Origin of the sequence: Jezberella montanilacus, from assembly GCF_003003055.1 — a bacterium.
In the GTDB taxonomy this organism is placed as follows: domain Bacteria; phylum Pseudomonadota; class Gammaproteobacteria; order Burkholderiales; family Burkholderiaceae_B; genus Zwartia; species Zwartia montanilacus.
Map to the genome: position 1 here is coordinate 87,557 of NZ_PVTV01000017.1, position 12,724 is coordinate 100,280.

The following is a 12,724-nucleotide window of genomic DNA, read 5'->3' on the forward strand; positions in this document are numbered from 1 at the left end:
ATGTCCGCCTTATTAGTTAGTTGGTTTAAACGCTCGGCAATCCTTTGCGCTGTGCCACTTTTAAGTGCGTGCGGGGCGATGAACGTTTTCACTGGTGACGATGGTCGCTTCGACCCTACACCGCTAAAAGAGTTTCCCGCTGCCGTTTCTGCAACAATTGGTTGGCAGGCAACGCTCGGAGAGGGGTCAGGCGTTGGCTTCTCTCCCACCGTTACGAAAGACAGTGTTTACGCAGCGACCGCAGATGGATCAGTAGGTAAATTTGATCTCAGTAATGGTGCCCGCATCTGGTTTCAAAAACTCGATGTGAAGCTTACCGCGGGTGCTGGCAGTGACGGCTCAATTACAGCAGTCGCAGCCAGCGATGGGACGGTGATTGCTCTTGACGATAATGGTGCGGAAAAGTGGCGTGCGAAGGCCACGAGCGACGTATTTGTTCCTCCAGTAGTCGGATACGGTGTAGTTGCTGTGCGAAGCGGTGACTATCGAATACAAGGTTTCAATGCGCAAACTGGCGAACGAATCTGGAGCGTTCAACGCCCAGGCCCAGCGTTGGCGCTGCGTGCAACGTCAAAAATGATTGTTGCTGAAGGTTTGCTCATCACCGGTGTCCCTGGTGGAAAAATGATTGCGGTGAACATGCAAACCGGTGATATTCAATGGGAGGGTATTGTTGCCACTGCTAAGGGATCAACCGATTTAGAACGGGTGACTGATATTACCGGTAGCCCGATTCTGGCTGGCCCACTGCTTTGTGCGGCATCCTATCAAGGTAAGGTGGTATGTTTTGATGTCACGCAGCGAGGGCGGCCAATTTGGGCTAAAGATTTTTCTAGCCCCAACGGAGTATCGGTTGATACAGCTAACGTCTACAGCGGTGACCAAAAGGGTGTGATTACCGCGTTTGCCTTGCAGAATGGTGCGCCAGCCTGGACTCAAGATGGTTTCAAATATCGACGCCCAACCACGCCGGTATCAAACGGTAAGTATGTTGCAGTCGGTGATTACAAAGGCTATCTGCATGTGCTTTCTGCCGTCGACGGCAAGATGCTAGGTCGAATTGCGGTGGGCGGGGATGCAATGATCACCGCACCGCAAATTACGCCTCAGGGGATGCTTTTGCAACTGGGTAACGGAAGTCTTGCTTTGATAGTGTTGAATTAACTCGTGCCATTTAAACCCGTCATAGCTCTGGTCGGACGACCAAACGTTGGTAAATCGACTCTGTTTAATCGGATGACACGGTCGCGCTCAGCGCTTGTGGCTGATTATTCTGGCTTAACGCGCGATCGACATTATGGTGAAGGTCGTGTTGGCGAGAAGCCCTTTATTGTTGTTGACACCGGTGGGTTCGAACCCGTCGCCAAGACGGGTATTTTGCATGAAATGGCAAGGCAAACTAAGCAAGCAATTGCTGAGGCTGACGTGGTCATCTTCATGGTTGATGCTCGTCTAGGTATTAGCGCTCACGATCACGATATTGCACGGCTACTTAGAAAAACTGGTCAACGTTGTTATCTGTGTGTCAACAAAGCTGAAGGAATGCGCCACACAAGCGCAGTGGCTGAGTTTCACGAGTTGGGGCTGGGTCAACCGTACGCTATTTCAGCAGCCCACGGTGACGGAGTTGCTGATCTCGTTGACATAGCACTAGAGGGGTTAGGGGACGTTGTCCTGGCTGATGAACCCGAGTTTCAAGTTGACGATGCCGAACCAACAGAGTTGGATTCAGTTGAGGATCATGCAGTTGTTGAGCTACCCATCGAGCACAGGATTAAACTCGCCATTGTTGGTCGACCTAACGTTGGTAAATCGACGTTGATCAATACCTTGCTCGGTGAGGAGCGTGTCATTGCGTTCGACATGCCAGGCACGACCCGCGACGCGATTGAAATTGAGTTTGACCGGGGCGGAAAGAAATACACAATTATCGACACGGCTGGTCTGCGTAAACGCGGCAAAGTGTTTGAGGCAATCGAAAAGTTTTCAGTCATTAAAACCTTGCAAGCTATCGAGGCTAGCAATGTGGTGCTGCTAATGATTGATGCGCAGCAAGAAGTATCCGAACAAGATGCCCATATCGCCGGCTTTATCCTTGAAACTGGCCGGGCATTGGTTGTTGCCATCAACAAATGGGACGGTTTAGATACCGATCAGCGCGAGCAAGTCCAACGTGATTTTGATCGTAAGCTCAGGTTTCTATCGTTTGCCCGGGTGCACACTATTTCGGCGATGCGTGGTCAGGGGGTTAACGCGGTCTTGAGATCGGTGAATTCAGCACACGCGGCGGCCTTTGCGAAGTTATCTACTCCTAAGCTCACGCGCGAGCTTCAAGCAGCAGTTGAACAACAGCAACCACCTCGAAAAGGGATTTTCCGTCCCAAGATGCGCTATGCACATCAGGGCGGTCAAAATCCACCACTGATTATTATTCACGGTAGTGCCTTGGATTCAATCCCTGACTCGTATCGTCGCTACCTTGAAGGTCGTTTTAGAGACGCCTTTGAGCTCGCAGGCACACCGTTGCGAATTGAATTTAAATCATCCCATAATCCTTACGTCGACGATTAACCATGAGCCGCTTCTGGAGTAGTGTGGTAGCCGGGCTTGATCCCTATATTCCCGGGGAGCAGCCTCGCATTGATAACTTGGTCAAGCTCAACACGAATGAGCATCCGTTTGGCCCTTCGCCTAAAGTGATCCAGGCGATTAAGGAAGCGACTAACGACAGCTTGCGTCTATATCCTGATCCAAGTGCGACAGTTTTACGTGAAGCAATCGCCAAACGGTTCTCCCTTGAGGCCGCGCAGGTTTTCGTTGGTAATGGGTCTGATGAAGTATTGGCTCATGCTTTTCAGGCACTCTTGAAGCAAGACGCACCCTTGGTTTTTCCCGATATCACATACAGTTTTTACCCCGTTTATTGTGGTCTGTACGATATTGAATTTCGGACCATACCGCTCGATGATGATCTATGCATGAGAACGTCGGATTTTCTTCCCCCGGCGATTGGTGATGTCGGAGGGATTATTTTCCCCAATCCCAATGCACCGACAGGCCGATCGCACGCGCTCAGTGATATTGAACGTATTATTGCTTCGCACCCCAATATCGTTGTGGTGATTGACGAAGCCTACGTGGATTTCGGTGCCGAGAGCGCGGTCGCATTGATTGACAAGTACCCGAACTTACTCGTTGTGCACACGCTATCCAAATCGGCTTCGCTGGCTGGACTGCGCGTGGGCTATGCGGTAGGTCATCGCGAATTGATCGAAGGGCTGGATCGTGTCAAAAATAGTTTTAATTCGTATCCTCTAGACCGTCTGGCCCTAGCAGGTGCAACAGCAGCAATCGAAGATAAAGAGTACCTGGTTCAATCCTGCACGGCAGTGGTGAAGACGCGCGAGAGGATGTCACGAGGCCTGAAAGATCTGGGCTTCACAGTGCTGCCATCTTCCGCGAATTTTGTTTTTGCCAAACACAGCAAAATGAGCGGATTAGATCTCGCTGTTGCATTGCGTCAAAGAAACATCTTAGTTAGGCATTTCAATAAACCTCGATTGACTGATTATCTGAGGATTACGGTTGGTACAAATGATCAAACTGAATTGCTGCTTCGCAACCTTGTTGAAATACTAAGATAGGCTTTCGATTGAACGTTTGTCGGGCTGAGTCGTTTCTTCCTATTCATCTTTATCCAATTTGTAAGTAAGCGTAAAACAAGTTGGTGGTATGGGGAAAACCCTGTAGAGTGGTAACATCGTGGTGGTTGCTGATTAAGATAACCAAGTCCACTAACAACAACAAACGGAGCCTGCCAATGAGCAACAAAGGGCAAACTTTGCAAGATCCTTTTTTGAACGCTTTGCGTAAAGAGCACATACCAGTGTCTATTTATCTGGTAAACGGAATCAAGCTTCAGGGTCAGGTCGAATCATTCGACCAATACGTGGTGTTGCTGCGCAACACGGTTACACAAATGGTCTACAAACACGCCATTTCTACAGTGGTGCCAGCAAGAGCAGTTTCGCTTCCCACAGAAGCTGCGGCAGTTGCTTCGGTTGACGAAGAATAATCGTAGCTTGCATAAACCTAGTTTTGACTGATATTGGGGTGAGAAGATGTCGCCCCAGTATCTAATTAGTCTTTGAATTGATGCGTGCGCTAATTATTAGTGTCGATCTAGGCGTGCCTGACTATCAGGCGCATGCCGAAGAGTTCGCTATGCTAGCAAAAGGCGCTGGCGCTAATGTTGTCTCGGTTTTAACCGCTCGTCGATCAAGGCCAGACGCGGCCTATTTCATCGGTACCGGCAAGTTGCAAGAAGCGGTGCTGATTTGTGAAGAGCTTGACATAGAGGTCGTTCTGTTTGATCAGGATTTGTCGCCGGCTCAGCAGCGTAACCTTGAGCGGCAACTAAACTTGCGGGTGGTCGACCGCGTCGCACTGATACTCGATATATTTGCGCTGAGGGCCCAGAGCCATGAGGGCAAGTTACAGGTCGAACTGGCTCAATTGCAGCACCTGTCAACTCGATTAACTCGGATGTGGAGTCACCTCGAGCGGCAACGCGGCGGTATCGGTATGCGGGGACCAGGTGAGTCCCAGCTAGAAATGGACAAGCGCATGATTGGTGCGAAAGTCAAAGTGTTGCGAGAGCGTTTGGCCCGGGTTCAGAGACAAAGATCAACACAGCGCCGTTCGCGCGCGAGGGGCAACACGATGTCTGTCTCGCTCGTCGGCTATACCAATGCTGGTAAATCGACGCTCTTCAATAGCCTTACTCGGGCAGGTGCTTATGCGGCTGACCAGCTCTTTGCAACGCTAGATACCACCACTCGCCGTGTGTGGATAGAAGGTGCTGGTCAAATCACCTTGTCTGATACGGTTGGTTTCATCAGGGATTTGCCACCAACGTTAATTGCTGCTTTTCGTGCCACGCTTGAAGAGGCGATTCATGCGGATTTGTTGCTTCATGTGGTTGATGCATCGAGTCCTCAACGTGATGAGCAGATTTTTGAAGTGAATAAGGTATTAACGGACATTGGTGCTGGTGACCTGCCTCGTATTTTGGTCTACAACAAAATCGATGCGGTTGGGCTTGAACCGCGGGTTGAGACCGATGCGCATGGTACGATTTGCCGTGTTTTTGTCTGCGCGCAACAGCGTGTTGGACTTGATGGATTGCGTCAGGCAATTTCGCAATCAGCTTTACTTCCGGAAAACCATGAGATTATTCAGCAGAATCTTTAATCTGAACGACCCCGGCTGGGGCCGTGGCTCGAAAAATAGCAACGCCGAGCCCCCAAAGCGACCAAACTCAGAGGGTGGCCCACCGGATCTTGATCAGGTTTGGCAGGAATTCAACCAGAAACTGAGTAAGCTATTTGGTCGAAGGCCCGGTGCCAATCGTCCCAACGGTCCTTCAGATGGTGGTTCGATGGGTCCAACGCCACGACAATCAAAAATTGGCTTAGGGGTCATCCTCGCGGTTGCAATTGTGCTGTGGGTGATCAGTGGTTTTTTTATTGTCCAAGAAGGTCAAGTGGCAGTGGTCACTCAATTCGGAAAGTACAACGTGACTGTACCCGCTGGCTTTCAGTGGCGTTATCCTTATCCGTTTCAAGCCCACGAAATTGTGAACATCTCACAACTGCGAACATTTGAAATTGGCTTCAGGGGTAATACCCGCAATCGTGTACTGCCAGAAGCCTTGATGTTGACTGACGACGAGAACATTGTTGATGTTCAGTTTGTGGTTCAGTATCGTTTGCGAGCAGATGGTGCGCCACAATATTTGTTCAGAAGCAAAGACCCAGACGAATCGGCTCGGCAGGCCGCTCAGGCCGCTATGCGTGAGGTTGTTGGTGGTCGCAAAATGGACTTCGTGTTGTATGAAGGTCGGACTGCTGTGGCTGGTGAAGTTCAGAACCTAATGCAACAAATTCTTGATCGTTATGAAACGGGCATTCAAGTGAGTAGTGTCGCGATTCAAAACGTTCAACCTCCTGAACAGGTCCAGTCTGCGTTTGATGATGCAGTGAAGGCGGGTCAGGATAGAGAGAGGCAGATTAACGAAGGGCAGGCCTACGCCAATCAAGTCGTACCAATGGCTCGGGGGCAAGCATCACGTATGCTTGAGCAAGCTGAAGGTTATCGTGCGAAAGTAATCGGAGACGCAACGGGTGATACGGCTCGCTTCAACAGCGTTCTAACCGAATACGCTAAGGCACCACAAGTCTTGCGGCAGCGCTTATACCTTGAGACGATGCAGCAGCTTTACGTCAACGCTAACAAGGTGTTGGTGGATGTTGGCGGTAATCAGATGATCTACCTGCCGCTTGATAGGCTTACTCAGCAGGTTGCCAGAGACGGTACAGGCTTGACATCGACGGGATCAGGGTCGACTGGCAGCAGTGCTATGCAGCTTGCCCCGCTGGCAAATAAGCCATCACCGAAATCGTCTGGTATGACGAACAACATCTCGCGCGATCGCGCTGACAGATAAGGGGCTACAACATGAAACGTATTTTGCCTCTTGTTGTGTTATTTGGTGTGCTCTTAGGTGTGCTGTCGAGTACGGTTTTCATCGTGCGTGAGCGTGACTACGGGATCGTTTTTGCGCTAGGTGAGATCAAGAAAGTCATAGACAAGCCCGGCTTGTATTTTAAATTACCACCACCCTTCCAAAACGTGGTGACACTGGATAAGCGCCTGTTGTCGATTGATGCTCAAGACGCCGAAAGAATTCAGACCTCGGAAAAGAAAAACCTTTTGATAGATTCCTATGTCAAATGGCGCATTGTTGACCCACGACTCTATTACATTACTTTTGGTGGGAATGAGAGGGCGGCTCGTGAGCGGCTACAGGCACAGATTCGTGATGCATTGAATGCATCGGTGAACATCCGTACCGTTAAAGATGTCGTCTCACTTGAACGTGATGTGATCATGTCTGAAGTGCTGACGAACGTGGCAAAGCGAGCCGAATCCTTGGGCGTTCGTATCGTTGATGTCAGATTAAAACGTATTGAATTCGCTCCGGAAATTTCTGAATCTGTGTTTAGACGGATGGAGTCCGAACGTCTGCGTGTTGCCAACGAACTTCGTTCAATTGGTGCCGCAGAGAGCGAAAAAATTAGGGCTGAAGCCGATAGACAGCGCGAACAAATTGTCGCTGAAGCCTACGGTCGTGCTCAAGCAATCATGGGCCAGGGGGATGCCTCAGCAGCGGCGCTGTACGCACAGGCTTATGGCAAAGATCTGGGCTTCTACAGTTTCTACAAAAGCCTTGAGGCGTACAAAGCGGCCTTTGGTAAATCCACCGATTTGATGGTTGTCGATCCGAGTTCCGAATTTTTCAAGTTTCTTAAAAACCCTGCCGCTAAATAGAAATCAAGCATGAAAGGTCATTGGTTATTGCCCGAGAGCCTAGCGGATGTTTTGCCCGCCGAAGCTCGCCGAATTGAAGAGTTGCGGCGAGCGTTGCTCGACTTGTTTCGAACCTACGGCTTCGAAATGGTTGCACCGCCATTGGTGGAGTACATCGATTCCCTCTTATCCGGATCAGACTCAGATCTCAACTTGCGTACAAGCAAGCTCGTTGATCAATTGTCTGGGCGCACACTCGGTGTGCGTGCAGATATGACGCCGCAAGTTAGCAGGATAGATGCTCACCTGTTGAATAGAGACGGTGTCACAAGACTTTGCTATTGCGGCCCAGTATTGCACGCCAAACCTGCAGGTCTGCTGGCCAGTCGTGAACTGTTGCAAATTGGCGCAGAAATTTTTGGATACGCTGGTCTTGAAGCTGACGTTGAGATTGTGCGTCTCGCGCTTGAGAGCATCCGTCTGGCCGGGATACATAACTTGAGGCTGGATCTCTGTCATGCGGGCTTGGTCAGGGCGCTTATTGAGACCGATGCAAACGCTCTGCGTCGCGCGGATGAGATTAGTACGCTACTCAAAGACAAGGATTTACCAGGTATCAGGGCGCTGTCTAAAGGTATCGAGGCCGTTGCACTCAGTACAGTGCAGGCTCTTGAGCAACTTCCTTTGTTATACGGTGGCATTGATCAAATTGCCAGAGCCCGCCACGTATTGCCGGTTTTATCTGGGGTGACTGATGCCCTCGATACCCTTGAGTCATTGTTGTTGCAATTGAATGACCCCTCCGTGGGGCTTGATCTGTCCGATGTTGGCGCTTATGGGTATCACTCTGGGGTGATTTTTTCGGCCTATGCACCCGGATGGCATGACGCTCTCGCGCGTGGTGGACGCTACGATGGTGTTAGTCTGGCCTTTGGTCGCTCAAGACCCGCAACCGGTTTTAGTCTGGATTTGCGTAAACTAGCAGGTGGATTAGCGCCTGCCAGAGCGACTAACGCTATTCGAGCACCAGCGGGATCCGACCTCAGCCTAGTCCAAGCAATGCAAGATTTGCGGAAATCGGGTGAAATTGTTGTGCAAGTGTTTGCCGATGAACTTGCTGATCATGACGAATTTGTGTTTGATCGGGAACTATTAAACAGAAACGGCCAGTGGGCTGTGGAGAAAGTATGAGCAAGAATGTAGTAGTCATTGGCACGCAATGGGGCGACGAGGGTAAAGGAAAGATCGTCGATTGGCTCGCAGAGTCCGCCCAGGGAGTTGTGCGGTTTCAAGGTGGTCATAATGCGGGGCATACGCTTTGGATCAATGGTAAAAAAACAATCCTGCGATTAATCCCTTCTGGGATTATGCATGCTGATCTTATTTGTTACATCGGTAATGGTGTGGTGCTTTCACCAGAGGCATTACTCAAGGAAATTACCGAACTCGAAGCTTCCGGTTTAAATGTTCGCGAACGTCTGCAAATCTCTGAAATTTGTCCGTTGATTTTGCCTTACCACGTTGCGCTTGATCAGGCGCGAGAAGCGAGGAGGGGGGACGCAAAGATCGGGACGACAGGCCGTGGTATCGGACCTGCTTACGAGGACAAGATCGCACGGCGTGCCTTAAGGGTGCAAGATTTGTTTGATCCCACAGGTTTTCGTAACAAGGTTGATGAAGTTCTTGATCTACACAACTTTGTGCTGACCAAGTACCTCGGCGCAACAGCTATTTCTGGTCAAGAGGTGTTTGATCAAGCGATGGCGCTTGCACCGGCGATCGCACCGATGGTGAAAGACGTTAGCTCGAATTTATTTGCGGCGCAGCAGGCTGGGCAAAATCTCCTGTTCGAAGGGGCACAAGGCGCGCTACTTGATGTTGATCATGGGACGTATCCTTTTGTTACCAGCAGTAATTGTGTCGCGGGCGCTGCCTCAGCCGGTGCTGGTGTCGGGCCTCAAAGCCTGAGCTACGTCCTGGGCATCACGAAAGCCTACGCAACGCGTGTTGGCTCAGGGCCTTTCCCAACAGAGCTTGATGATGAAGTGGGTAGTCATTTAGCAACAGTTGGTAAAGAGTTTGGATCGGTTACGGGGCGTCCAAGGCGGTGTGGCTGGTTTGACGGAGCCGCACTCAAGCGCTCTGTGCGTTTAAATGGAATTTCCGGCCTTTGCATCACGAAGCTCGACGTGCTTGATGGTATTGAATCCATTCAGATTGGTGTCGGGTATAAGCTTGATGGGCAGTTCGTGGATGTCTTGCCTTACGGTGCTGCCGCTGTTGCCCGCGCCGAACCAGTACTTGAAGAAATGCCGGGTTGGACTGAATCTACTGTGGGGGTGACGCAGTTCGATCAGCTTCCGATCAACGCGCAGCGTTACTTACAACGTATGTCAGATGTCTGTGGGGTGGCAATTGACATGGTGTCGACTGGCCCTGACCGCAACGAGACCATCTTGCTTCGCCATCCTTTTAAGGCTTGAACGCTCAGTCATGTCCACGCAAACAGATCTTTGGGTTGATTGGGATGAGTACCATCAACTTATTGAGAAGCTAGCGCTTCAGATTGACGCTTCGGGGTGGGAGTTCGACCGCATTGTTGCGATCGCTCGCGGTGGCTTAAGGGTAGGTGATGTCTTATCTCGGGTATTTCAGCTGCCTTTAGAGATTGTGTCTGCCAGTAGTTACCGCGGAAACGCAGGCACCCTACAAGAGGACCTTGTGCTATCACCATCAATGGCAGGCACGGAAGGTGATTTAGCGGGCCGTGTTTTGCTAGTTGACGATCTCGCGGATACCGGTCATACCCTCGTCGCGCTTCTGGAATCCTTAAAACAGCGCTATGTTGGGATAAGCGAAATTCGCTCTGCCTGCCTTTGGTGCAAACAGCGATCTGTGATTAAACCGGATTTTGTTGTCGCCGATTTGTCTAGTGACCCATGGATTCACCAGCCATTTGAGCGTTATGACAACATGAACATAGAAGATTTGCGCATGGGGGCACAGAATAGCTAACAAAATAGCGTACTTATGCTATTATCTAAGGCTAACTGCATTGAAGTGATTGTCATCCAACGCTGACAATGTTTTGAATCCAGTTTTGAAATATCCCTGAATATCTTTACTTTATAAAAGACCAGCGTCCCTATGCCTATCGTACGTCTGAAAGAAAATGAGCCTTTTGAAGCCGCTTTGCGCCGCTTCAAACGCACTATTGAGAAAACCGGTCTGTTGACCGAGTTGCGTGCTCGCGAGTTTTATGAAAAACCAACTGCTGAACGCAAACGTAAAGGTGCCGCTGCTGTTAAGCGTCATTACAAACGCATTCGTAGTCAGCAACTGCCCCCAAGACTTTATTAATCTGTTGCGCTTGCGTGCAAGGCGCTCGCGCAGTTTTCAGATGGTCTGATCGGTGATCCCAGATTCGTTTATCCAGGATCTCCTCGCCCGCATAGATGTTGCGGATATAGTCGGGCGGTATGTGCAGTTGAAAAAAGGTGGCATAAACCTCATTGGTTTATGCCCTTTTCATAACGAGAAATCTCCTTCATTTACCGTTAGTCCAGCAAAACAGTTCTATCACTGCTTTGGTTGCGGCGCCCATGGTAGTGCCATCACCTTTTTAATTGAACATTCCGGTTACAGCTTCCCTGAGGCGGTGAATTCGCTTGCCGCGAGTGCTGGGATGGTGGTGCCTCAAGAGCAACGATCCGCCAAACACGATGCTGAGCGTGCGCAACGCAGAGAAGAAATTTCTCAACACACTTTGGCATTGCAACGCGCGCAAGACTTATACCAGCAGCAGTTGCGCAAGAGTCCTGAGGCTATCGCTTACCTGAAGAAACGCGGGCTAACCGGCGAGATTGCAAAACAATTTGGGTTGGGCTGGGCCAGTGCAGACCGGCAAGCGCTGTCCACTGTGTTCTCACCTTATTCCGATCCTATCCTCGTTGAGTCAGGCCTCGTCATTCAATCTGACGACGGGCGGCGATATGACCGATTTCGCGAACGGGTGATGTTTCCCATTCGTAATACAAAAGGCGAATTAGTCGGATTTGGTGGCCGGATCATCGGCAAAGGGGAGCCCAAATATTTAAATTCGCCCGAAACTCCAGTGTTTTCAAAAGGGCAGGAGCTTTATGGGCTGTTTGAAGCTAAAGCTGCCATTCGCAAAGAAGCCTGCATCATTGTGGTGGAGGGCTACATGGATGTGGTCGGGCTCGCTCAGTTAGGTGTTGGCAATGCCGTTGCGACACTTGGCACGGCAACGACACCGATGCACATTCAGAAACTGCTGCGCTCAAGCGACCGTATCATTTTTAGCTTTGATGGGGATAAGGCAGGGCGCAGGGCTGCCTGGAGAGCGCTTCAGACGTGTTTGCCTCTTTTACGTGACGACATATCGATTCGGTTTTTATTTCTACCCGAAGAACATGATCCAGATAGCTATATAAGGCAGTTCGGCGCGGAAGCCTTTCGTGAATGTATTAAAGAGTCTGATGCGCTATCCACTTTTTTCTTGAACGAGTTAGCTGACCGCTTCCCGCTCAAAGAGGTCGAAGGACGCTCAAGATTGGTGTTTGAAGCCAAACCGTTGCTTGCTCAGATTCCCCAGTCTGCGGTTAAGGTGCAGTTGCACAATGAACTAGCCAAAATGGTGCAATTGACACCCGAAGAACTTACCAATCTGCTAGTGAGTGCACCTGCAATGGACGATCAAGCATCACTCTCTGTCAGTCAAGGGCAAGTGGGACAAGAGGATTCAGTGCACGCCGCTCCCAGTCGTCCGAGGGAGACGGGCAGAAATAATATACGGAGGCAGGCATTTGCTCGGTCCAGTAGACGGTCAGTTACTCCTTTGGCGTTGAGATTGCTTGGTTTGCTTCTTGCTCATCCTGCTCTGGCTGAAGGTATGGGAGATCAGCAACTCGATGTGCTTGAGCAAGGTGAAAACCTTGACATGGTTCTTGATTTGATTATTTTGATTCAAAAAACGCGTGCAAAACATGTTGGCGCCTTAATTCAAGCTGCGGAATCTGGCTCTGATCTTGAAGCATTGCTTATTTCTGTTAGCGCGGACGTGATGGCTCAAGACGAATTGCCACACCCTGAATCGGAGTGGGAGGACGCTTTGCGGCGCATTGAAATCGATAATTTAAAGCGAGAACAAAACGAGCTCATTGCCTCGGGTGAAAATAATTTACAACTTTCTCAAAAATATCAGGAACTTTCCCGAAGGATCACCCGTCTAATTAGCTTTAATAGTCCGAGCAAAGCTAGGTAATTCAGTTAAAATCCATGGTTTGTTGGCCTTAATTGCCATTACTTTGGCCTTTCTTCATTAGTTTCTGCT

At 50.0% G+C, this 12,724-nt stretch carries 12 protein-coding genes; all 12 read left to right on the forward strand.

The genetic code is table 11. The annotated features are described in order from the left end of the window. The 12 genes from bamB to dnaG all read left to right on the forward strand — a co-directional run bounded on the left by bamB (position 1) and on the right by dnaG (position 12,655). On the forward strand, positions 1–1,164 hold the full coding sequence (gene bamB / locus BCM14_RS13555) for an outer membrane protein assembly factor BamB (protein ID WP_106228671.1): 1,164 nt from the start codon (positions 1–3) through the stop codon (positions 1,162–1,164). A gap of 3 nt (positions 1,165–1,167) precedes the next feature. Next, complete coding sequence (gene der, locus BCM14_RS13560; RefSeq protein WP_106228587.1) at positions 1,168–2,571, forward strand: ribosome biogenesis GTPase Der; 1,404 nt, start codon at positions 1,168–1,170, stop codon at positions 2,569–2,571. A gap of 2 nt (positions 2,572–2,573) precedes the next feature. Continuing rightward, on the forward strand, positions 2,574–3,644 hold the full coding sequence (gene hisC, locus BCM14_RS13565) for a histidinol-phosphate transaminase (protein WP_106228588.1): 1,071 nt from the start codon (positions 2,574–2,576) through the stop codon (positions 3,642–3,644). Positions 3,645–3,820: 176 nt separating this feature from the next. Next, on the forward strand, positions 3,821–4,075 hold the full coding sequence (gene hfq, locus BCM14_RS13570; protein ID WP_106228672.1) for an RNA chaperone Hfq: 255 nt from the start codon (positions 3,821–3,823) through the stop codon (positions 4,073–4,075). Between the two features lie 80 nt (positions 4,076–4,155). Further along, complete coding sequence (hflX, locus tag BCM14_RS13575; protein ID WP_106228589.1) at positions 4,156–5,253, forward strand: GTPase HflX; 1,098 nt, start codon at positions 4,156–4,158, stop codon at positions 5,251–5,253. Then, positions 5,228–6,508 (forward strand): FtsH protease activity modulator HflK, encoded by a 1,281-nt coding sequence (hflK, locus tag BCM14_RS13580; protein WP_106228590.1) that lies wholly within the window; start codon positions 5,228–5,230, stop codon positions 6,506–6,508. Before hflX ends, hflK begins: the two co-directional genes overlap by 26 nt. A gap of 11 nt (positions 6,509–6,519) precedes the next feature. Further along, the gene (gene hflC / locus BCM14_RS13585; RefSeq protein WP_106228591.1) at positions 6,520–7,392 is read left to right on the forward strand and encodes a protease modulator HflC; all 873 of its coding nucleotides are present in this window, start codon (positions 6,520–6,522) and stop codon (positions 7,390–7,392) included. A gap of 9 nt (positions 7,393–7,401) precedes the next feature. Continuing rightward, a complete protein-coding gene (locus BCM14_RS13590; RefSeq protein ID WP_106228592.1) occupies positions 7,402–8,562 on the forward strand; it encodes an ATP phosphoribosyltransferase regulatory subunit in 1,161 nt (386 codons plus the stop codon). Continuing rightward, positions 8,559–9,854: an adenylosuccinate synthase gene (locus tag BCM14_RS13595; RefSeq protein ID WP_106228593.1), complete on the forward strand. Its 1,296-nt coding sequence runs from the start codon at positions 8,559–8,561 to the stop codon at positions 9,852–9,854. The genes BCM14_RS13590 and BCM14_RS13595 overlap by 4 nt, the downstream gene beginning before the upstream one ends. 10 nt (positions 9,855–9,864) lie before the next feature. After that, positions 9,865–10,386 carry a phosphoribosyltransferase gene (locus tag BCM14_RS13600; protein WP_106228594.1) on the forward strand — a complete coding sequence of 174 codons (522 nt, stop codon included), beginning with the start codon at positions 9,865–9,867 and terminating at the stop codon, positions 10,384–10,386. 132 nt (positions 10,387–10,518) lie between these two features. Next, entirely contained in the window at positions 10,519–10,731 is a 213-nt protein-coding gene (gene rpsU, locus BCM14_RS13605; RefSeq protein ID WP_106228595.1) for a 30S ribosomal protein S21, read from the forward strand. 52 nt (positions 10,732–10,783) lie between these two features. Beyond that, on the forward strand, positions 10,784–12,655 hold the full coding sequence (dnaG, locus tag BCM14_RS13610; RefSeq protein WP_106228596.1) for a DNA primase: 1,872 nt from the start codon (positions 10,784–10,786) through the stop codon (positions 12,653–12,655). Positions 12,656–12,724 lie beyond the last annotated feature (69 nt).